Annotated in this window: 20 protein-coding genes; 16 read left to right on the top strand and 4 right to left on the bottom strand. The window is 44.3% G+C overall.

Annotated features, from left to right (window positions below; translation table 11 throughout):
• Positions 1 to 308 precede the first annotated feature (308 nt).
• From rlmKL to rmf, 5 genes are all read left to right on the top strand, one after another.
• Positions 309 to 2,438, top strand: coding sequence for a bifunctional 23S rRNA (guanine(2069)-N(7))-methyltransferase RlmK/23S rRNA (guanine(2445)-N(2))-methyltransferase RlmL (rlmKL, locus tag D5I41_RS15175; RefSeq protein WP_119010499.1), 2,130 nt, complete (start codon positions 309 to 311; stop codon positions 2,436 to 2,438).
• Entirely contained in the window at positions 2,438 to 2,677 is a 240-nt protein-coding gene (locus D5I41_RS15170; protein ID WP_119010498.1) for a glutaredoxin family protein, read from the top strand. The genes rlmKL and D5I41_RS15170 overlap by 1 nt, the downstream gene beginning before the upstream one ends.
• Positions 2,655 to 4,568, top strand: coding sequence for an ABC transporter ATP-binding protein (locus D5I41_RS15165; RefSeq protein ID WP_119010497.1), 1,914 nt, complete (start codon positions 2,655 to 2,657; stop codon positions 4,566 to 4,568). The genes D5I41_RS15170 and D5I41_RS15165 overlap by 23 nt, the downstream gene beginning before the upstream one ends.
• Positions 4,569 to 4,574: 6 nt before the next feature.
• Positions 4,575 to 6,518 (top strand): DUF3466 family protein, encoded by a 1,944-nt coding sequence (locus D5I41_RS15160; RefSeq protein WP_119010496.1) that lies wholly within the window; start codon positions 4,575 to 4,577, stop codon positions 6,516 to 6,518.
• A gap of 244 nt (positions 6,519 to 6,762) precedes the next feature.
• Entirely contained in the window at positions 6,763 to 6,936 is a 174-nt protein-coding gene (gene rmf, locus D5I41_RS15155) for a ribosome modulation factor (RefSeq protein ID WP_026012689.1), read from the top strand.
• Positions 6,937 to 7,131: 195 nt separating this feature from the next.
• Here the strand turns inward: rmf and fabA are convergent, their stop codons facing one another.
• On the bottom strand, positions 7,132 to 7,662 hold the full coding sequence (gene fabA / locus D5I41_RS15150; RefSeq protein ID WP_017028980.1) for a bifunctional 3-hydroxydecanoyl-ACP dehydratase/trans-2-decenoyl-ACP isomerase: 531 nt from the start codon (positions 7,660 to 7,662) through the stop codon (positions 7,132 to 7,134).
• A 67-nt stretch (positions 7,663 to 7,729) separates the two neighbouring features.
• A complete protein-coding gene (locus D5I41_RS15145; RefSeq protein ID WP_119010495.1) occupies positions 7,730 to 9,373 on the bottom strand; it encodes a S16 family serine protease in 1,644 nt (547 codons plus the stop codon).
• Positions 9,374 to 9,596: 223 nt separating this feature from the next.
• On the opposite strand from D5I41_RS15145, the gene matP reads away from it, so the two are divergent.
• The gene (matP, locus tag D5I41_RS15140) at positions 9,597 to 10,046 is read left to right on the top strand and encodes a macrodomain Ter protein MatP (protein WP_102334929.1); all 450 of its coding nucleotides are present in this window, start codon (positions 9,597 to 9,599) and stop codon (positions 10,044 to 10,046) included.
• Between the two features lie 25 nt (positions 10,047 to 10,071).
• The gene (locus tag D5I41_RS15135; protein WP_119010494.1) at positions 10,072 to 10,371 is read left to right on the top strand and encodes a DUF3634 family protein; all 300 of its coding nucleotides are present in this window, start codon (positions 10,072 to 10,074) and stop codon (positions 10,369 to 10,371) included.
• A 352-nt stretch (positions 10,372 to 10,723) separates the two neighbouring features.
• On the opposite strand, the gene D5I41_RS15130 is transcribed toward D5I41_RS15135, so the two are convergent.
• Positions 10,724 to 11,713, bottom strand: coding sequence for a heparin lyase I family protein (locus D5I41_RS15130; RefSeq protein WP_119010493.1), 990 nt, complete (start codon positions 11,711 to 11,713; stop codon positions 10,724 to 10,726).
• Positions 11,714 to 12,103: 390 nt separating this feature from the next.
• Between D5I41_RS15130 and D5I41_RS15125 the strand changes: the two genes are divergently transcribed.
• Entirely contained in the window at positions 12,104 to 13,291 is a 1,188-nt protein-coding gene (locus tag D5I41_RS15125) for an MFS transporter (RefSeq protein WP_186811117.1), read from the top strand.
• A gap of 15 nt (positions 13,292 to 13,306) precedes the next feature.
• Here the strand turns inward: D5I41_RS15125 and D5I41_RS15120 are convergent, their stop codons facing one another.
• A complete protein-coding gene (locus D5I41_RS15120) occupies positions 13,307 to 13,675 on the bottom strand; it encodes a hypothetical protein (RefSeq protein ID WP_119010491.1) in 369 nt (122 codons plus the stop codon).
• 256 nt (positions 13,676 to 13,931) lie between these two features.
• Between D5I41_RS15120 and ccoN the strand changes: the two genes are divergently transcribed.
• The 8 genes from ccoN (at position 13,932) to D5I41_RS15080 (ending at position 20,914) form a co-directional block, all read left to right on the top strand.
• Positions 13,932 to 15,362, top strand: a complete 1,431-nt coding sequence (ccoN, locus tag D5I41_RS15115) for a cytochrome-c oxidase, cbb3-type subunit I (RefSeq protein WP_162892844.1) — start codon at positions 13,932 to 13,934, stop codon at positions 15,360 to 15,362.
• 10 nt (positions 15,363 to 15,372) lie between these two features.
• Positions 15,373 to 15,993 (top strand): cytochrome-c oxidase, cbb3-type subunit II, encoded by a 621-nt coding sequence (ccoO, locus tag D5I41_RS15110; protein ID WP_017028972.1) that lies wholly within the window; start codon positions 15,373 to 15,375, stop codon positions 15,991 to 15,993.
• A gap of 9 nt (positions 15,994 to 16,002) precedes the next feature.
• Positions 16,003 to 16,176, top strand: coding sequence for a cbb3-type cytochrome oxidase subunit 3 (locus D5I41_RS15105; protein ID WP_017028971.1), 174 nt, complete (start codon positions 16,003 to 16,005; stop codon positions 16,174 to 16,176).
• Positions 16,176 to 17,153, top strand: a complete 978-nt coding sequence (ccoP, locus tag D5I41_RS15100; RefSeq protein WP_119010489.1) for a cytochrome-c oxidase, cbb3-type subunit III — start codon at positions 16,176 to 16,178, stop codon at positions 17,151 to 17,153. Before D5I41_RS15105 ends, ccoP begins: the two co-directional genes overlap by 1 nt.
• Positions 17,154 to 17,237: 84 nt before the next feature.
• Positions 17,238 to 17,717 (top strand): FixH family protein, encoded by a 480-nt coding sequence (locus tag D5I41_RS15095; RefSeq protein ID WP_119010488.1) that lies wholly within the window; start codon positions 17,238 to 17,240, stop codon positions 17,715 to 17,717.
• Positions 17,718 to 17,722: 5 nt separating this feature from the next.
• Positions 17,723 to 20,164, top strand: a complete 2,442-nt coding sequence (locus tag D5I41_RS15090; RefSeq protein ID WP_119010487.1) for a heavy metal translocating P-type ATPase — start codon at positions 17,723 to 17,725, stop codon at positions 20,162 to 20,164.
• Positions 20,085 to 20,258: a cbb3-type cytochrome oxidase assembly protein CcoS gene (ccoS, locus tag D5I41_RS21445; RefSeq protein WP_119010486.1), complete on the top strand. Its 174-nt coding sequence runs from the start codon at positions 20,085 to 20,087 to the stop codon at positions 20,256 to 20,258. Before D5I41_RS15090 ends, ccoS begins: the two co-directional genes overlap by 80 nt.
• Positions 20,255 to 20,914, top strand: a complete 660-nt coding sequence (locus D5I41_RS15080) for a sulfite exporter TauE/SafE family protein (RefSeq protein WP_119010485.1) — start codon at positions 20,255 to 20,257, stop codon at positions 20,912 to 20,914. Before ccoS ends, D5I41_RS15080 begins: the two co-directional genes overlap by 4 nt.
• Positions 20,915 to 21,022 lie beyond the last annotated feature (108 nt).

Genomic DNA, 21,022 nt, shown 5'->3' with positions numbered 1-21,022 from the left:
AATTGGAGGGGGGATTACCGGTTTTATTTCCCTTTTTAGCGCTTTTTGTAGGTAACTTTCAGTCTTAAATGCGCACTGGTATATACCAAAAATAGTATGAATAAGCATTCACTATCGGTATGAGTACCAATTTGCCGTGAAAAATAGAGAAGAGTGATTATCTGCTGAGACAAGCGTGTTGAAAGTCAACCAACACAAAGTGGTGCTCTAGAAATGAACAATTAGAGCCAATTAAGGGAGAAATTTCGGAATTTCCAATTAGAAGGGTTTATAATTAACGCCATTTTATTAGCAGCTTAGTGATTAACATGCATCAATACCTTGCGGTAACGGCCAATGGTTTAGAAAATTTATTGGTAGAGGAACTTAAGAACTTGGGAATTGAAGACCTAAAACCTGTACAGGCAGGGGTGCGATTTAAGGCAGATTTAGAACAGATCTATAAAGCCTGTTTGTCTAGCCGTACCGCTTCGCGTTTTGTACGTGTTCTTGCAGAGTTCAAATGCGTAGACGATATGGATTTATATCTGTCATGCATGTCCGTACGTTGGCCGAACCTATTTGACGCAAACAAATCTATTATTGTGGACTTTAATGGTACTAACCGTGAAATACGCAATAGCCAATATGGTGCAATGAAGGTTAAAGACGCCATCGTTGATACCTTCACCAAAGCTAACCTGCCTCGACCTGAGATCAGCAAAGATCGTCCAGATCTTCGCATTCATGTTCGTCTTCATAGAGAAGATGCAATATTGGGTGTCGATATGGTGGGACAAGGGCTCAACCAGCGCGGTTATCGTACCGAAGCCGGACGTGCACCTTTGCGTGAGACGCTAGCGGCATCCATCGTGATGAGAAGCGGCTGGGATAAGCAATCTCCGCTTATCGACCCAATGTGCGGTTCAGGTACTCTACTGATAGAAGCCGTAATGCTGGCAGCCAATGTGGTACCCGGTCACGCTCGCACTAGTTGGAGCCTTGAGAACCTTAAAGATTTCGATTACGCACTGTGGGCTGAAGTAAAATCTGAAGCTAAAGTTGTCGGACGTCGCGGTATCAACAAGTTTGAAGTGCCAGTGATCGGCTACGACAATGATCCGCGCGTTTTAGAAACAGCGAAAAAGAATGCGGTAAGAGCGGGCATCGAAGGCTTGATTGATTTTCGCTTGGGCGATGCAACGCAAATTGAAGCGCCTAAGGATTCAGCTGAAGGTACCATTATCTGTAACCCGCCATACGGTGAGCGTCTAAGTACTGAGCCGGGCCTAATTGCTCTTTACTCTGAGTTTGGTGCGCAGATGAAGGCACAGTTTGGTGGCTGGAATGCGTCTATCTTCTCAAGCTCCGATGAACTGCTTAGCTGTCTTCGTATGCGCGCTGATAAGCAATACAAAGTGAACAATGGTGCTTTGAACTGTTTACAGAAGAACTACGCGATTTCTGCTAAAGCTGCCTCCACTACAGATGCGCCAAAGACTGAAGCCATTGTGGCACCAGACTTTGCCAACCGCTTGAAAAAGAACATTGGCAAAATTGGTAAGTGGGCAAAGAAAGAGCACCTAGATTGCTACAGAATCTACGATGCTGACCTTCCCGATTACAATGTTGCTATTGATGTCTATCCAGATCACCTGGTTATTCAAGAGTATGCGGCGCCGAAGACTATCGACCCAGAAGTGGCTAAGCGTAGGCTGACTGACATCATTCGTGCATCTATTCAAGTAACAGGAGTAGAGGCCAATAATGTCGTTCTTAAGGTACGTCAGAGACAAAAAGGCACCAACCAATATCAAAAATTGGCGCAAAAATCCCATCAGATGCAAGTGAACGAATATGGTGTTCAGTTAAAAGTAAACCTGTTCGACTACTTAGATACGGGTTTATTCCTCGATCACAAGCTGACGCGACGTAAGATAGGTCAGATGGCAGCAGGGTGTGACTTCCTGAACCTGTTTGCTTACACAGGCAGTGCAACGGTTCACGCCGCTGTAGGTGGCGCTAAATCAACTACAACGGTTGATATGTCGAATACCTACTTGGATTGGGCAAAAGAGAACTTAGCCATTAACGGCATCAAGGGCAAGCAACACCAATTTGTACAAGCGGATTGCTTACAATGGCTAGAAACGGCAACAGGGCAGTACGATCTTATCTTTATCGATCCGCCTACATTCTCAAACTCTAAGAGAATGAAGCAGACATTTGATATTCAGCGCGACCATATCCAACTCATGACGCACCTAAAGAGATTGTTACGTCCTGAAGGGACCATTGTTTTCTCAAACAATAAGCGCCAGTTCAAAATGGACCTAGAGGCGATTAAAGAGCTGGGCCTTAGAGCGCAGAATATCTCAGATAAGACGTTGCCACTGGACTTTGCTCGCAACAAGCACATTCACAATTGCTGGTTGGTCTCTTTGGAGAAGAATGCGTAGTGAGCGTAATTCTATACAGCACTGAAGGGTGTCATCTCTGTGAGCAAGCACATAAGCTGCTGCTCACAGTAGGAGTTGAACCCCAAATCCTTGATATAGCATTCGATGATGAGCTGTTTTCACGTTACGGGGTCACAATACCTGTGGTTCACATTGAAAACTCAGAGCTTAACTGGCCCTTCAACTTACAACAATTACAACAGTGGTTAGAGAATAATGGCATTACTTACCATTCATAATGGTCAATTGGCATTCGGTGATATCCCTTTATTGGATAACGCCGACTTCCAGCTACAAGAAAAAGAGCGCGTCTGTCTAGTCGGTCGAAATGGTGCCGGTAAATCTACCCTGATGAAGGTCATCGCGGGTGATGTGCAGATGGACGATGGCCACATGCAGATCACTCAAGATGTGGTGGTATCCCGCCTTGAGCAAGATCCACCACGAAACCAAGCCGGCACTGTCCTTGATTACGTATCAGAAGGCCTAGCTGAAATAGGAAAACAGCTTAAGATCTATCAAGATCAGTTGGATCTTGTCGCTGAGGACCCTAGCGAAAAGAATATTAACCGCTTATCCAAGGTACAGGAACAGCTAGAGCACAGTGGTGCTTGGCGCTTTGAAAGCCGTATTACCAATGTATTGGAAGCGCTAGGTTTAGACGGTCATACCTTGCTGACGGACCTTTCGGGCGGTTGGCAACGTAAAGCCGCGTTGGCTCGCGCATTAGTGTGTGACCCAGACGTACTGCTTCTTGATGAGCCCACAAACCACCTGGATGTCACTACCATTGAGTGGTTAGAGACGTTTCTAAAGGATTTTCGCGGTTCAATAATCTTTATCTCGCACGATAGAAGCTTTATCCAATCTATGGCGACCCGAATTGTTGATCTCGATAGAGGTAAGCTGTCGTCATTCCCTGGCAACTATCAGCAATATCTTATCGATAAAGAAGAAGCGATACGTGTAGAAGAGGCTCAGAACGCCGAGTTTGATAAAAAGCTCGCACAAGAAGAAACGTGGATTCGCCAGGGCATTAAAGCTCGTCGTACCCGTAACGAAGGTCGCGTAAGAGCGCTTAAACAGTTACGCCGTGAACGCAAAGATCGCATTGAAGTGCAGGGTAAAGCCAATATTCAAATCGATGATGGTACCCGCAGTGGTAAGATTGTGTTTGAAGCACAGAACCTGAGCTACCAAATTGATGGTCAGCAGATTGTTGATGACTTTAGTTTTACGGTAATGAGAGGCGATAAGATTGCCCTGATTGGCCCTAACGGCTGTGGTAAGAGTACCTTACTTAAACTGATGTTAGGCCAACTAGAAGCTGACTCAGGTCGCTTACACTGCGGCACTAAGCTTGAAGTTGCGTATTTTGATCAGTACCGTGAAGCATTAGACCCAGAAAAGACAGTTATCGATAACCTTGCAGACGGTAAACAGGAAGTTATGGTGGGGGGCAGGGAGCGTCATGCACTTAGCTACCTCCAAGATTTCTTGTTCTCGCCACGTCGAGCTCGTTCTCCGGTTAAAGCACTTTCTGGTGGTGAGAAAAACCGCCTGCTTTTGGCTAGAATTTTCTTAAGATCGAACAATTTATTGGTGCTCGATGAGCCAACCAATGATTTAGATATCGAAACTTTGGAACTTTTAGAGGATTTGCTTGCCAACTATCAGGGAACATTACTTTTGGTAAGCCACGATCGTGAGTTTGTGGATAACACTGTAATGGCGAGTTGGATCTTTGAAGGCAATGGCCGTATCGAAGAGTTTGTTGGTGGTTACCATGACGCACAGCAGCAGCGAGCACAAGTTAAGGCCTCTAGGCAGGAATTTGTTGCGAGTTCGTCTGATGTTGTGGTTAAAGACAAGGCAGCAAGCAAACCAAGTCGCAATACCAGTAAAAAGTTGTCGTATAAGTTGCAACGTGAGTTAGAATCGTTACCACAGCTTCTGGAACAACTTGAAGAACAATTAGAAGGCCTACAGGAAAGGGTTAATGACCCCGCATTTTTTGCACTTCCAGTAGAGGAAACACAGCCTGTGCTAGAGGAGCTAGCCTCCAAGGAACAGGAACTAGAAATAGCATTTGAGCGCTGGGAAGAGCTCGAAGCAATGCAGCAGGAATAAGATATTTTGAATTGCAGTCGTATCTTTAAACTTTCAGCCGTAGCCACTTTGGTTATGGCATCTTACAGTGCAAGTGCCAATCTTTACAACGTAGAGATGGTCACACTACCAACGGGCCTTGGCCTTGAATCTTATGGTAGTGCCATTGATGAAACGGGTAGTGTGGCCGGTGATACCAGAAATGGTACAGACGGTTTACCGTTTCGCGATGAAGCCCCTTTTGGCCTTGATAACACTTTTGTTTATCAAGACTTTGGCGATATTGAAAGCTATTGTTACCGCCAACTTGGCTACAACAGTTGTGAGAACTGGGCTACAAGGGAGTGGGAAGGAATAAACAATTCGGGTGGTCTAGAGCGCGAACGTGAAGCCTATTATTGGGGCTATACCGCTAACGCAAATGGATTTGATAACGGCGCTCAGATAATGGCTACACCAACTAGTGCTTATGTCCCTGGTGGTGGCACCTTAGTTTCTGGCTCTAACAACGTTATCGTAAACAAATACAGTGTAGATGACCAAGTTATGGGAACCACAAGTAGTGGCTACTATGACTTTGGTAATTATGGGCTTGCTTATCGTGAGCGTGGATTTGTGGGCACAACTATCTTGCCGCCAGCTACCACTTTCAATGATGAACCAGTTAGTGACATTGTCACTAAAATGGGGCGAACCATGGCATTCGATTCATTTGTTTATCCCGCTGGTACAGGACCAACTTACATAGTAGGAAGTGCATCGGTAGCGCCTTTTGATTATGGTGATGGCGATAAAGACTACGATGGTCGTGATGTTGGTCGCTGCTTTAGCGACGGAGAATCTATAGCTGATCCTGGCGCGAAAGATTACTGTCAGAATTTTGCTTTTTCTACAAAGGGCTTTATCTGGAGTAGCGATGGTTCAACCGGTATATCAGTTGCTACTTGGAATAAGCTGAGTGAAGACACAGAGTTTATTCGTGATCAGAAGTCGTATATGTCGAGTGTGCGTGGCGCTGTAGTACCTAACAGTGCGCTTATCCAAAATGAGGATGGTAGCACAGCGGAGCCTACTGAATATGAAGGCCAGCCTTTACTTGTTGGTTATAACACCAGAAGAGATGATAATAACCTTCTAATGCAAGCCTCGATTTTTTATCCGAATTTCGCAGTTGGTGAACCTTTACCTACAACGGACAATCAATGGACAACGAAGTACATTGCTAGAGCTGAAGTAGAAGATGATGGCGATTACATCTACGCCAACACTCGTGCAACTGATATCAATAACAATTTGCTTGTTATTGGTGAATCCAAGCGTAGTGGCTTCTATCCAGAAAATGGTGCCGCGGCCAATCGTATTTTTGTAGCGGATGCGGCGGCCGAGTCACCTTCGGCGACTTACCTGTCTGAAACGGGAGAGTCTATCTTCTTCTCCGGCTCTGGTGGCGAAGCGAAAGCGGTGAATAACTACAATGAAATTGTAGGTATTATTGATGCTGAAACAGCACGTGAATACAATGGTAAGCAACGTAGACATCGTGGGTTTATTAACCCATACGATTTCGATGTTGGCACACATACTACACGTCGAGCATTGTTTCAAAACCGTGCTTGGTGGCTTGATGACCTAACAAATGACGATGATACCTCCGGGAATAACAACCAGTTCCGTATCATTGCAGCTTCAGACATTAACGATAAAGGTGAGATTGCGGCGACAGCGCTGTACTGTGCTGGCGGTTATGATAATACTGGTCATAATGCATACTGTGATGGTGGTACAGGAACTGAAACTGTCGTAGCCGTTAAGTTGGTACCTACGATTGATTTTAATTCACCAGAAGCGACCGCAACAATTACCCCTCGAAGTGTAGAGCAGGAAGCCGTTGAACGTCAGGGGGGCAGTGTGGCTCCTTGGATGCTGGGTTTACTTGGTCTTATAGGACTTCGCAGAAAACTGAAAAAGTAATTCTTCAATATTTCTAAAGAAGACCCACGGTATAGTTAACGAAGGACAACATCACAATTTGTGTGTTGTCCTTTTTTTCACCTTGAGAAAATGCCATTTATAGACGAATCTTATATGGGCGCTTCGACATTCTTTGAACGTAGATACTTCAGAAAACATTAACGGACTGATATATCCCATACTCGCGTACAAAGAAATTTATTGCGCCTTTAGTTTGTTTATCGAAAGGTTAGAGGATTTAACTATGAAGAGACAAAAACGCGACCGTCTTGAGAGAGCACAGTCCCAAGGTTACAAAGCGGGGCTTAATGGTCGCTCAAGCGATACTTGCCCATACCAGCAAACCGATGCCAAATCACAATGGTTGGGCGGTTGGAGAGACGCGAAAGGTGACATGGAATCCGGTCTATATAAATAACCTCATCCAAACAGACCCCAGATGGGGTCTTGTTTTTACATGCTTAACGCACTATAACTAAAATATTTAGATGCATAATATAGATCTAATCCACTTCTTCCTCAAAAAACTATCTACTAGAACAATAGAAAAGGGCGCAACAAAAAAAGCCATGACACAAGGTCATGGCTTTAGAAGAAAAGATTTAAATCAGTCTTAGAACTTAGATGTATCTTGGAAAAGACCCACTTTAAGGTCTTTAGCAACGTAGATTTCTTTACCGTCTACTAGCACGCGGCCATCAGCCATGCCCATAACCAGTTTACGGTTAACTACGCGCTTCATGTTAATTTCGTAGGTTACCTTCTTCGCTGTAGGAAGAATCTGACCTGTGAATTTAACTTCGCCTACACCAAGTGCACGACCTTTACCTTCGCCGCCGATCCAGCCAAGGAAGAAACCAACGAGTTGCCACATAGCGTCTAGACCAAGACAGCCAGGCATTACAGGGTCACCTGGGAAGTGACAATCGAAAAACCAAAGGTCTGGAGTAATATCTAGTTCTGCAGTAATAAGACCTTTGCCAAACTCACCTTCGGTCTGTGACATTTTAGTCACTCGGTCCATCATCAGCATGTTAGGAGCTGGTAATTGAGGACCTTGAGGGCCAAATAGCTCACCACGGCTTGATGCTAATAGGTCGTCACGATCATATGAGTTTGCGATATCGCAAGGTTTTTGTTGCATTGTATTGAGTCTCCAGATTTTTTGAACCTGCATCTTATGTGATGCAGTATAGTACTTACAACTCCGATCAGTCCCTAAACAGCACTCTTTTTAAGCGATCAAGTAAACTTTCGCTGATATCGTGCTGATTGAGTCGGTCGATGCGCTCGGCGATTTTATTTAAGATAGTATCATCACTCTCGCCACTAAATGCTTGTCCTGTGATGATAGGTAAAGCTTGGTTTACATCCTCTACGCTCCAGATATGGAACTTGTCTTGCTTAATTGCGTCAACAACATCTTTGTGCAATGAAAGGTGTCTTAGGTTCGACTTCGGCAGAATAACCCCTTGGTCGCCCGTTAATCCTTGATGGGCACAAACATAGAAGAAGCCTTCAATTTTCTCATTGAGTCCGCCAACCGCTTGAACACGACCAAACTGGTCAACAGCGCCGGTTACCGCAATATTTTGCTTGATTTCATAACCAGATAAGGCACTCACAAAGGCACAAAGTTCCGCTAAAGAAGCACTATCGCCATCCACCTCACTATATGATTGCTCAAATACGATAGAAGCAGAGTAAGGCAAAGGCTCATCAAGATTAAGAGCACTACTCAGGAAGGCCTGCATAATCATCATGCCTTTAGCATGAAGGTTGCCGCCCAGTTCTGCCTTGCGTTCAACGTCGGATACATCACCATCGCCAAAGTGAATAACACAAGAAATACGAGCAGGCTCTCCATAGGAAACAGGGTGACCTGGGATATCAATTACCGTTAAGCCGTTAACCTGACCAACTTCATTACCTTGGGTTTGGATTAAAACCTGGCCATCAAGAATGTCGTCAAGTGCTCTATTTGGAAGATAAGACTCTCGGTAGTAGCGAGCTTCAAGTGCGGCATCTATATGCTTGGCTTCAATCGTCTCTGAATTAGATTCTAGCGCAGCTTCTCGCAGCAAAGCTCGAATCCAAGAGGCTGATAGTGGAGCAAAGTGTTGCTCTTCACATACGCGGGCACCAGCCGTTAAGAAGCTATGGATTGCTTCAGCAGACATGTCGGGCAAACCAGCACTTCGAACTAGACTCGCAATGTAGCCTAAATAGAGTGGTGCTGTAGTCGTATCGACGCGAATGTCCATTTCAACTTCAGTAAACATTGTGTGAGAAGAAGAGAAGGCTGGGTCTAGATAATCTAAATCAGCCAACTGATTGCGGTCACCGACAATGATGAGCTTAACAGCGCTTTTAAAGCGTTGCTTAGGTGAAAACCCATTCTTGCTTGCTGCCACTCTAGCGACGTCTTCACCAGCCAATAATGCACGAATGGCCAACAAAGTAGTCGGTTGCGATAACACCGCGTTGGCGGAAATAATTAGGTAGCCGTTACTGTGTTTTTCAAACAGACCCACTGATGATTGAACATCACCAGAATCAGTGACAATGTAACTTCCTAGCAATTCTTCAGCGACAATAGATTCTGTATGATGAACACTCTTTTGCGTTAACTGAGAAAGGATAGAGGCAACATCTTTCTTTACTGATACGGTATCAGAGCCGTTGATAGCCAACAAAGGCGCATCATCTGCTAACGCAACAAAACGCTTTAAACTTGCGTCTAATCGAGGCTGTAATGAGACAAAAGGGGCTTCTTGGTATTGAAAAAGAGATAGACTAGAGTCTATTACTTGATGGTGTTGTGGAGTTGCGAGTTGCCAATCTATCGATTTCATAAAAACTTACTAAAATATACTATCTGCTTAGTATACCTAAGCTATTAACAGATAACCCGAAAAATAGTGTACTTGATGCATTTCAGAGCGCTTATTTTAGACTTGGTTACATCAAATTGTGCTTTACAACAAATATGCAAGGTCTTTGCATTGTCAAATTGAGTGACTAGGGTTACGCTGTCACTGTACGTCTTAATTTTTAAATGGACTTAGATTAACAATCATGAAATATCAACAACTTGAAAACCTAGAATGTGGTTGGAAGTGGAACTATTTAGTAAAAAAATGGAAAGAAGGTGAGAAAGTCACTCGCCATCTAGACAGCAGCGCAGACGCTGCAGCAGTAGAACTACTTCGCGCTATCGAACACGAACCGGTTCAAGTGCTGGAATGGATTGATAATCACATGTCTCTTGAGTTAGATAACAAGCTCAAACAAGCCATTCGGGCCAAGCGAAAGCGTCATTTCAACGCAGAACAAGTGCACACACGCAAGAAATCCATAGATTTGGATTATCGTGTTTGGGAAAAACTCTCTCATAGAGCCAACGAGTTGGGTTGCACCTTGTCTGACGCCATTGAGTATTTACTTAGTGAAGCTCAGCGCAGTGAAAAAGCCAACGAAAAGGTCAACTTACTCAAAGAAGACCTCAGCAAACTTTTATCAGACTAATTCGCACTCGATGTAGGAGGCAATCATGTTATATGTCATTTTGATCGCAGCAGCGCTTATATTTGCGATCGTGCTTTACGATAAACCAAAAATGAAGCTGACGTTTAAAGAAGGTGAAGTCAGCTCGCACACAGGCCAAGTTGATAAGTCATTTCTTCACAAGTGCAAAGACATCGCTCGTAAAAATCCATTCAACGGTACGATGAAGGTTTACAAGTCTAGAGAACAGTTCCGAGTTAAGTTTTCAAAGAGTGTGCCTAACAAAACACGTCATATTTTACGTAGCGCGTTGCCAGGTGCAAAAAATCACGCTCATAAGCGCTAGGGGCTGAGTTTAAAGCATTATAACCGCCATTTTAAACCTTTAGATTAAGTGCGCATTATGTATATTATGTTAAATAAGGTTTTATGAATGGCTACTAAATACCTGTGACTCGTCCCTCCCTCAACTTATCTCTAACCATTTCTCTCGATAGCAACTTAGAACTTATTGCTCATAGTTGCTGATGTATTTCTTTGAAGTTTCAGTTGGTCCAAGTAGCTGCCAATCCAACTTCTGTTTTTTGCGTTACTGTCTCGAGAGTCTTAAACCGCTCTCACTCTTTTGCTTAGTTTCTATATATTACTAATAAATAGAAACTAACAAGCCAAGTCCATAAGACTTGGCTTTGAATGAGCTACTTTGTAGTTTCGTTGCTAACAGGTTTCACTTCTCTTATCTTAAAGTCCGCAAAATAAACCTCATCCTTATCTTGGTTTAATAGTTCCTCAGATTTAAGCGAACGATAAATACCCCATTTAGGTCTTACAAAGTTTCCGTCACGTCCATCTAATCCTGAGCGCCACATTTCAATGTTTCTCTCGTTGATCTCAATCATTGGCTTAGATTCGCCCAATGGCGTGAGTGTCATGTACAGACCTCCAGACTCGCTGTAATTCACTCTCACAAAGGCCTCAATCCACTGTCCTGCGATACAATCTACGTTATCCATTTTTGTGGTATGAACCAGCGTGTTGTTTACTGTACCTGTGCGGTCTTTGTTGTAATGAACATGCCTTACTTCAAGGCCACTTTGATTGCTGCGTACGTTAGCAGTAAGTGTGAGTATCGGACTGCTCGTAATAACAAAGTCATCACTATTTTTCTCGGCTACTGCCTTTAACTGAAATAGATGAGTAAAGTGCTTCGTTACCTTAAGGTCATCACCAATTTTAAATTTCCAGCTATATTCAAAGGTCTTACCTAGGTAACCCTTTAATTTATCAGCCGATTTATCATATGCCTTAATCTCGTTTCTTTGTCGATCTACCCGCCCTTTATCACGATCTCCATCTTCGAGATGCATGATGAACTTAAAATGATTGCCGATGACCTCGTCGTATTCTTCAACGATATGTCTACCGCCATCAGGGTCGTTGTTTGAATAGAGATCTGGGGCCTCAATGGCACCTCGACCCAAAACACTCTCAATCAAGTCATAGGTTTCCATGCCTTCTGGGCCGTCCGAGTTAAGCTCTGTAGAGCTAATTACACTATATTGACCTGTTTCATCAATTGGCAGATTGATTGGTTGATTAGGATTAGTTGATGCTGGAGAGTTGACACTGCTTCCTCCGCATCCTGCTAACACCAATACAATGGTACTAGCGACAATAGTTCTTAACATAAAGGCACTTTCTAGAATTTTAAAGAGGCGCTAAAAATATCATTGTTAGCAATAAGCTTGTCTTATCATATAAGCAGACTGTTACATGCGTTACATTTTGCACGCTTCGTCTTATTTGAAAGTCGATCTATGTCTAAATGTGTAGATCGTTTATGCTGTTCATCAACTAGAAAGGCCCCAAGCCCATTTTATCTTGTGTTTTGCTAGAAGCCTTAGCTTTCATGGTGAAAACGAGGTCTCAAGTAGTAATGTAATAACCAATAAAGATTTAGTTATAGTGCATTAAGTGATTATATACATGGATTGCTAAGGCTATAAATTACTACAAATCAACACTCTACAAGAAAACATTACTCCTTTATAATCTATCACTTGCTCTTCACTACTGGAATATCTGTGTCTCTTACACGCAACCACTACCTAGCTCTATGTGGTATATTATTGCTAGCGGCCAATTTACGCGGTCCCTTTACCAGTCTGGCTCCTTTACTTGATCAGATTATGGTTGAGCTGCATCTGAGCTCCACTATTTTGGGCATGCTTTCCTCGCTGCCACTACTCTCTTTTGCCTTAATATCTCCACTAGCCTTAACCGTTCTTACACGGTTTGGCTTAAAGAAGAGTGTCTGCCTAGCCCTGTTTTCCATATTTTTAGGGGTGTGCCTACGTTCCATTGGTAGTGTTGCTACCTTATATTTGGGCACTGTGTTTATTGGAGCAGGTATCGCTATTGGCAATGTCCTGCTGCCTGTAGCCGTTAAGATGAATTTCCCTACACGTATAGCGGTGATGACATCTTTATATACGTTCACCATGGGGATTGGTTCGACTCTCTCTTCCGCCTCAATGGTTCCCTTATCACACCTAACGGTAACGCCCCTATCAGGCTGGCAGTTTGCACTATTGTTTAATCTGTTTTTCGTCACGCTGGCGTTGGTCTTCTGGTTTCGTTCGAAAAATACAAAAAACCATAACAGTCACCATAAGGGAGTAAGCATCAAGCAGCTTCTTTCGAGTGCTATTGCTTGGCAAGTCACACTCGCGCTAGGTTTAAACTCATTTACCTTCTACTCGTTTGCTAGTTGGCTACCAAAAATCTTGTTAGACCAAGGTATGACCGAAACAGAAGCAGGTTACATCTACGGATTGTTACAGTTCGCGACGATATGGCCTGGGCTTGTCTTGATCCCCTTCCTATCAAGACTTAAGAGCACACAAGCTCTGTTCTTATTGACCGCAATAGGCACTGTAGCAGCGACTCTAGGACTAATTTGGTTTCCACACTTGGCCATCTTTTGGACCCTTATGTTTGGGTTTTGCAACTGCTCGACCTTTGTCATCGGCTTGTCGTTTGTTGGCCTAAGAAGCAATAACGCCTCTCAAGCAGCAGCTTTATCCGCGATGTCTCAGAGCTTAGGCTACGGCTTTGCGACGATAGGGCCACCACTTCTTGGATACTTGCATCAAGCCACTGGGAACTGGACAGCCTCATTAATGGTCATTGCGATTACGGGTGTTTTTTGTGCCCTGTTTGGTGTGTTGAGTGCGCGCGATGTAAAGATAAACCTAGCCTCATAGCCTAGGTGATAAATATCACTTGTCGTTAACATTCACCTGCAATATTTGCTCGTTGTTTCTGACACTAAAAGTAAACTCACTGCTGTTATCAATAGGTATAAACTCTGAAATATGATGACTTCCTCCCTGATATTCTACGAAGTCATCGTTTTCTCGTTTTGACACTCTAATCACACGAAACGCCGAGTTTTCACGGTCCAATTCTAGCTGATAGTCGCTGTTGTTGAACTCAAAATGGCACGAATTCGCGGCTATACAACTCGTTTCACTTGTTAATTTGTTATCACTATGTTCAATTGTTCGCCAAGTGAACGCAGCGATAAGCACAGCAAATGTCACAATAATTTGAATTAAACGCCCTTTGGTCAATTTTTCTGCGGCCATTAAATGACTCCTTTGTAACAAACTTCAAACTTTTTACATTAAATAGGAAAACTCTATTCATTCCTATAGTTAAGTCTCTGTCATTCAAATGTTAATTCCGTATAATTCATGCTGTTAATACCATCTTTAAAATGGATTTTAGGAAGTCGAGCGTTTTTGACTCATTTTCCTCGGATTTTGTTGGTATATGTCGTTGCGTCAACTTGTTGGCGTTGTGTTGGAAAAGTGTAGTTAATAATAAATTGGAAGCATGCAAATGAGCCAAGAAAAGCAGCTTGAACAAAACTACAACTACACCGTTGTTCGTCAATTTACCCTGGTAACCATTCTTTGGGGTATTGTCGGCATGGGTGTGGGTGTTTTGATTGCCGCTCAGTTGGTTTGGCCACAGCTTAACTTTGATACGCCGTGGTTAACCTACTCTCGTCTACGACCGCTTCATACTAATGCGGTTATTTTTGCGTTTGGTACAAGCGCCCTTTTTGCCACATCTTATTATGTGGTTCAGCGTACCTGTCAAGCGCGCCTATTTGGTGGTCCTTTAGTGGCATTCACCTTCTGGGGTTGGCAAGCGATTATTTTATCCGCTGCTATTTCATTGCCTTTAGGATTTACATCCGGCAAAGAGTACGCAGAACTAGAGTGGCCAATCGATATCGCCATCGCTATCGTTTGGGTAGCTTATGCAATCGTGTTCTTCGGAACTATGGTTAAGCGTAAGACATCGCATATTTACGTCGCCAACTGGTTCTTTGGAGCCTTTATCCTTACTGTTGCGGTATTGCACATCGTAAACAGCATGGCAATTCCTGTCTCTCCAATGAAGTCATACTCGATGTACTCCGGTGCCGTCGATGCCATGATTCAGTGGTGGTATGGACATAACGCTGTTGGTTTCCTTTTGACTGCTGGTTTCCTTGGTATGATGTACTACTTCGTACCTAAGCAAGCTGAACGACCTGTTTATTCTTACCGTCTTTCTATCGTTCACTTCTGGGCTCTAGTGTCTCTATACATTTGGGCTGGTCCGCACCACCTTCATTACACAGCATTGCCAGACTGGACTCAGTCTCTAGGCATGGTGATGTCCCTTGTTCTGTTTGCTCCATCTTGGGGTGGCATGATCAACGGTATCATGACGCTGTCTGGTGCTTGGCATAAACTGCGCTATGACCCAATCTTGCGATTCCTAATCGTTTCATTGTCTTTCTACGGTATGTCTACCTTTGAAGGACCAATGATGTCGATTAAAACGGTTAACGCACTGTCTCACTACACCGACTGGACTATTGGTCACGTACACTCTGGTGCGTTAGGTTGGGTTGCAATGGTTTCTATCGGTTCGGTATATCACCTTGTTCCTAAGCTGTTCGGTCAAGAGCGTATGTACTCAGTAAGCCTGATCAACGTTCACTTCTGGTTAGCGACTGTTGGTACCGTACTTTACATCGTAGCAATGTGGATCTCTGGCGTAATGCAAGGCCTGATGTGGCGCAGTGTTAACCCAGACGGCACTCTAACCTACAGCTTCGTTGAATCTGTGCAAGCGTCTTACCCGTACTACACGGTTCGCTTCATCGGCGGCGCTATCTTCTTGGCAGGTATGTTCCTAATGGCGTACAACACCTACAAGACCATCGCTGCACCAAAGGACAGTCTTAAAGCTGTTCCTCAACCAGCACAATAGGAGATTTGATATGGCTAATAATCCAAAAAATCGCCACGAGCTAGTTGAGAAAAACGTTGGACTACTGGCAATTCTGATTGTATTTGCAATCAGCTTGGGGGCATTGGTAGAGATCACTCCATTGATTTTCCAAAAGCAAACCACAGAGCCTGTACAGAACCTGCGCGTGTACTCTGCACTAGAGATGGAAGGTCGTGATGTCTACATCCGTGAAGGGTGTAACGTATGTCATAGCCAAATGATTCGTCCATTCCGTTCTGAAACAGAGCGTTACGGTCACTACTCTGTTGCGGGTGAAAGTGTTTGGGAGCACCCTTTCCTTTGGGGTTCTAAACGTACTGGTCCTGATTTGGCTCGTGTAGGCGGTCGCTACTCTGATGAATGGCATCGTGTTCACCTGATTAATCCCCGTGAGCTTGTGCCTGAATCAAACATGCCTGGCTTCCCTTGGTTAGAAGAAAACGTATTGGACGGCAAACTAACGCAGAAGAAACTAGAGATCTTCAAGAACAACTTTGGCGTACCATATACTGACGAGCAAGTGGCTTCTGCGTCTCAAGACGTAGCAGGCAAAACAGAGATGGACGCTCTGATTGCTTATCTTCAGTCTCTCGGCCATGCGATGAAGTAAGGAGTGAATATGGATATCAGTGTTATTCACAGCATCTGGACAATTCTACTATTTGTCTGCTTTGGCGGCGTTGTGTGGTGGGCTTTCGGTAAAAACCGCAAGGCTCGCTTCGAAGAGGACGCAAATCTTATATTTGCGGACGAACAAAGCCCGAAGAAAGACCAGCAAGGAGAGACTAAATAATGACTACATTTTGGAGTCTTTGGATTACCTTCATCACCGTAGGGACCTTGGTAGGTGTTGCTATCATCCTTCGCTGGTGTGTTAAGGACAAAATGGGTGTTGATCCAGGCGATGACATGGGACATGAATACGATGGTATTCGTGAGCTCAACAATGATTTGCCTAAGTGGTGGACGTACTTGTTCATTTCCACTTTCATCTTCGCGATTGTCTACCTTGCGCTTTACCCAGGTCTTGGTAACTATAAAGGCCTATTAGGCTGGCAGAGTTCTGACCAAACGGTAACCAGCATTGAAGAGTCTCGAGCCTCTATCGCTCGTTCTCAAGAGAACAAGCAATTGGTTCAATACGCAAAAGAGTTGGAAGATGCTGATGCCTACTTTGGCGAAGCATTCAGCAAGCTTGCGATGACCGACAACGGTAGTGGCTTGCGCCCTATCCCTGAAATCGCAGCTAACGAAGAAGCAGTAAAAGTAGGTCAACGTTTGTTCCTACAAAACTGTTCTCAGTGTCACGGTTCTGATGCGCGTGGTCAGCTCGGCTTCCCTAACCTAACGGATAACGCATGGCTGTATGGCGGGGAGCCTGAAGCGATCGTTTCAACGGTAATGGACGGTCGAATTGGCGAGATGCCCGCTTGGATTGATGTGTTAGGAGAAGACGGCGTTAAAGAAGTCGTTAGTTACACCCTTTCACTATCGGGCCGTAAGGTGAATGCTCGTGAAGCAGCGGCAGGTAAATCGCGCTTTGTAGTGTGTGCTGCATGTCATGGTACAGATGGTAAAGGCAACCCTGCTGTTGGCGCACCTGATCTAACTGATAACAATTGGCTGTATGGTGACTCAAGAGCGGCAGTGACCGAAACGGTAACTAACGGTCGTATGGGCGTTATGCCTGCTTGGAAAGACATCCTAGGCGAAGAGAAGGTACAACTTGTCTCAGCTTACGTGTGGAGCCTGAGCAACCAAGATAAATAGTAACAACTCAATAACAGCCCCTACCCATAGGGGCTGACTTTTCTTTACAATCATCCTTTCATTTTTCAATTAGAGAACTTTTTTATGGTAAAGCCTTGGTATAAGCATTTTTGGGCTTGGTTCATACTTCTTTTGATCTTAACCACCGTATTCGGCACACTTTTTCGCGTTTATATCTTATCTCAACATACCGTTTCGCTGGTTTCAGAGGATTACTATAAAAAAGGCAAAGGCATCAACATAGACCTGTCTAAGGTCAGTGTGGCTCAAGATCTCAACCTTTCTGCAATGGTATACTCTAGTGATAGTGATATCGTCATTGAGCTAAACAAAGGTGAGCTCAGTAACTTCCCTGCTCTCAATATCGAGTTTTCCCACCGTACATTACCTGACAGAGACTTTGACTATCTCGCGACGGCCAATCCTTCTGGCACGTACAAGATTCACTTAGACGAACCACTGCAAGGCCCATGGTTTATTGAACTGCGCCCGCATGATAAGCAATGGCTAATTCAAGGTCGAATGACCTTCCCTAGTTCCACTCCAGCACCATTAATGAACTGATTATTATGGAAAAATCGTGTTATCACTGCGGTGAAGATGTACCAGAGAACACGAACTATCGCGTCACGATTCTAAAAGAATCGAGAGAGATGTGTTGCCCTGGTTGTGAATCCGTGGCACAGACTATCGTAGATAGTGGTTTAAGCTCTTACTATCAATACCGTACAGAGAAAGCAGAGCGAGTCGATCTCGTTCCTGAACAGTTGCAATCGTTGATCCATTACGACAACGAGCAAGTGCAATCCGAGTTTGTACGCAATGATGAAAACACCTCGGAAGTGACGTTGTCACTCGAAGGGGTATCTTGCGCCGCCTGTGCTTGGCTAATTGAAAAGAAAATGAATGCACACAAGGGCGTGGTTCGTATTCACGTCAATACCGCCACTCATAGAGCCCTATTGTCTTGGGATAAAACACAAACCAAGCTGAGTGAATTACTGAGCGCGATCCATAAACTAGGGTACAAAGCAGCCCCTTTCGAAGCCGATAAACAAGAAGAAACCTATTATCGAGCGATGAAGCAATACCTATACAAGCTCGGTATTGCGGGACTGGCAACCATGCAGGTCATGATGCTGGCCGTGGCTTTGTATCTTGAGGTATTCGGTAACTTAGAGCCTGAGTTTAAACACTATTTCAGAATTGTCAGTCTGATTTTCGCTACACCTGTTCTGCTATATTCTGCTCTGCCCTTTTACATGAATGCATGGCGAAGCTTAAAAGCCAGAACACTCGGTATGGACGTACCCGTTTCTATTGCCTTAATTTTTGCGTACTTCGCAAGTTTAATCGCTACCTTTACACAAAGTGGCGAAGTGTTTTTTGAATCCATCTCAATGTTTACCTTCTTCTTATTACTCGGAAGATTTCTCGAGATGCGAGCACGTCGCAAGGCAGCCGCGGCCAGTGCCAACTTACTAAAGCTTGTCCCTGCTATGGCGACACTAGAAGATGGCAACCAGGTGCCGGTTAAAACCCTAAGCATCGGAGACCGTGTGCGAGTGCTAGCGGGTGAACACGTTCCCGCCGATGGCTATGTACTGGATAAAGCGGTATTCGTCGATGAATCGATGCTGACCGGAGAGTCTTTGCACGTTAAGAAAAGTACTGGCGAAACAGTGTATGCCGGCACTATCAACGGTGAGCAAACCTTTACTTTAGAAGTTGCCTGTCGCAAACAAGAAAGCATGATTGCCAATATTGTTAGGCTTCAGGATGAAGCACAGGCAACCAAGCCAAAGATCGCTGAAATAGCGGATGTTGTAGCCCGTTATTTCGTAGCCGCAATCTTGATTATTTCTGCCTGCACCTACTTCTATTGGCAGCAGAACCAACCTGAAGACGCATTTTGGATCATGTTGGCCGTATTGGTTGCCACATGCCCTTGCGCCCTTTCGTTAGCGACGCCAACCGCCATTACTTGTTCAACCTCAAGAATGGGCGACCTTGGCATATTATTACGAAAGTCGCATGCCATTGAGACACTATGTAAGATCAATCACGTCATCGTCGATAAAACAGGCACGCTCACTGAAGGAAAGGTATCGCTCGCTAGCGTAACGACTTTTGGACAGTGGCAAAAATCACAGGTGCTGGCAATTGCATCCGCCCTTGAAGCTCACGCCAACCACCCTATCGCCGTGGCGTTTAGACCACACATTGATGAGTCAATAACGGCTGAAGCGGTAGAAAACCATATAGGCTCTGGTCTCACCGGAAAAGTGGATTTGCTAGATTGTAAGATAGGCAGTTATAAGTTTGTTTGTGACAGCACAATTGCAAACACACCGCATACGGTTTATCTGTCTATCAATGATGAATTGGCGGCAACCTTTACTTACAGTGACCCAATCAGAGACAGCAGCCAAGGCTTCATTCAATCTCTTAAAAACTTAGGTATTCGCACGACCTTACTTACCGGCGACAACGAACTGAATGCGGCGCCTGTCGCCAAACAGTTAGGCATTGACGAGCTCAAAGCTGGTGTAAGCCCTGAGGGAAAGCTCAACTATTTCAATAGCCTCCCTAAGAAAGATGTGTCACTCATGATCGGTGATGGTATTAATGATGCCCCGACCCTTGCTGGTGCCCACCTTTCTGTCGCAATGGGCGGCGGGACTGATGTCGCCAAATCCTCAGCGGATATGGTACTTTTGGGAGATAAGTTAGATAAATTAATCGAGGCGCGCACCCTTGCCCTTAAAACTCGTAAGATAATTAGAGAAAACCTAGCTTGGTCGCTTGGATACAATCTACTCATTCTGCCACTAGCGGTTTGCGGATTGGTCGCGCCTTATATTGCCGTGGTGGGCATGTCAGCAAGCTCCATCATCGTAGTTACTAACTCACTGAGATTACTAAATAAACATGGAAAGTCTATACATTCTGATTCCCATAGCAATCGTACTGGTCGCCATAGCGGTGGCCGTATTTCTATGGGCAGTTAAGTCGGAGCAGTTTGAAGATCTTGATCGCCAAGGACATAACATCCTGTTCGAAGAAGATGACATTCCGTCTGACGAGAGTAAGAAAGAGAAATGAGCAATATTGATTGGTTAGGTGCCTTTCTTATTGGACTAGCCGGCGCAGGTCACTGCATGGGAATGTGCGGTGGAATAGCCAGCGCTGTTGCTTTAAATGGACGCCAGAGCTCGTTCCAAATTACTCTATTGTATAACTTTGGGCGCATATCCTCGTATCTTGTCATTGGCGCACTCGTTGGCGGTACAGTCGCAAGTAGTGTCAATGTTTTTGATTCCACCCACTTTTTAACCGTATTGCGCGCCATCGCTGCTGTGATGATTCTGTTATTAGGTTTGTATTTGGCGCAATGGTGGAACGGACTTTTAAAGATAGAAAAAATGGGACAGTACTTATGGAAGTTTCTCTCTCCTGTTGCGACTAAAATGATTCCTTTGCGCTCTCCTTGGTATGCCTACCCTTTTGGTATGGTGTGGGGCTGGATTCCTTGCGGAATGGTCTACTCGATGTTGAGTTGGGCTGCGGTCTCTGGCAGCGCAACTAATGGCCTACTAATTATGGGGTGCTTTGGATTAGGCACCCTACCCGCAATGATTCTCATTGGCGCGGGTTCCGCTAAGTATTCTCAGTTTTTTCGATCTCCTATCGTTCGTCGCATAATTGGAAGTTTGATGATTGCTTATGCAACGTACTCAATATTTTTGTTAGCTAATTAGTCAAATGAATTAGTTAACTATCTGATATAACGAACGTTTATATGGCTACCCATTTAGGGTTGAAAGTGCTAGTATATTGACGTAAATCAATTATATGTAAATCTAATA

Origin of the sequence: Vibrio superstes (genome assembly GCF_003569005.1) — a bacterium.
Classification (GTDB): domain Bacteria; phylum Pseudomonadota; class Gammaproteobacteria; order Enterobacterales; family Vibrionaceae; genus Vibrio; species Vibrio superstes.
Note: the sequence above shows the minus strand (reverse complement) of the source record. Positions and strands in the feature narration are given on the sequence as shown.

Coding starts and splice junctions, on each gene's coding strand:
- rlmKL (WP_119010499.1), top strand. CDS start 309: ATGCATCAATACCTTGCGGTAACGGCCAATGGTTTAGAAAATTTATTG.
- D5I41_RS15165 (WP_119010497.1), top strand. CDS start 2,655: ATGGCATTACTTACCATTCATAATGGTCAATTGGCATTCGGTGATATC.
- rmf (WP_026012689.1), top strand. CDS start 6,763: ATGAAGAGACAAAAACGCGACCGTCTTGAGAGAGCACAGTCCCAAGGT.
- fabA (WP_017028980.1), bottom strand. CDS start 7,662: ATGCAACAAAAACCTTGCGATATCGCAAACTCATATGATCGTGACGAC.
- D5I41_RS15145 (WP_119010495.1), bottom strand. CDS start 9,373: ATGAAATCGATAGATTGGCAACTCGCAACTCCACAACACCATCAAGTA.
- matP (WP_102334929.1), top strand. CDS start 9,597: ATGAAATATCAACAACTTGAAAACCTAGAATGTGGTTGGAAGTGGAAC.
- D5I41_RS15135 (WP_119010494.1), top strand. CDS start 10,072: ATGTTATATGTCATTTTGATCGCAGCAGCGCTTATATTTGCGATCGTG.
- D5I41_RS15130 (WP_119010493.1), bottom strand. CDS start 11,713: ATGTTAAGAACTATTGTCGCTAGTACCATTGTATTGGTGTTAGCAGGA.
- D5I41_RS15120 (WP_119010491.1), bottom strand. CDS start 13,675: ATGGCCGCAGAAAAATTGACCAAAGGGCGTTTAATTCAAATTATTGTG.
- ccoN (WP_162892844.1), top strand. CDS start 13,932: ATGAGCCAAGAAAAGCAGCTTGAACAAAACTACAACTACACCGTTGTT.
- ccoO (WP_017028972.1), top strand. CDS start 15,373: ATGGCTAATAATCCAAAAAATCGCCACGAGCTAGTTGAGAAAAACGTT.
- D5I41_RS15105 (WP_017028971.1), top strand. CDS start 16,003: ATGGATATCAGTGTTATTCACAGCATCTGGACAATTCTACTATTTGTC.
- ccoP (WP_119010489.1), top strand. CDS start 16,176: ATGACTACATTTTGGAGTCTTTGGATTACCTTCATCACCGTAGGGACC.
- D5I41_RS15095 (WP_119010488.1), top strand. CDS start 17,238: ATGGTAAAGCCTTGGTATAAGCATTTTTGGGCTTGGTTCATACTTCTT.
- D5I41_RS15090 (WP_119010487.1), top strand. CDS start 17,723: ATGGAAAAATCGTGTTATCACTGCGGTGAAGATGTACCAGAGAACACG.
- ccoS (WP_119010486.1), top strand. CDS start 20,085: ATGGAAAGTCTATACATTCTGATTCCCATAGCAATCGTACTGGTCGCC.
- D5I41_RS15080 (WP_119010485.1), top strand. CDS start 20,255: ATGAGCAATATTGATTGGTTAGGTGCCTTTCTTATTGGACTAGCCGGC.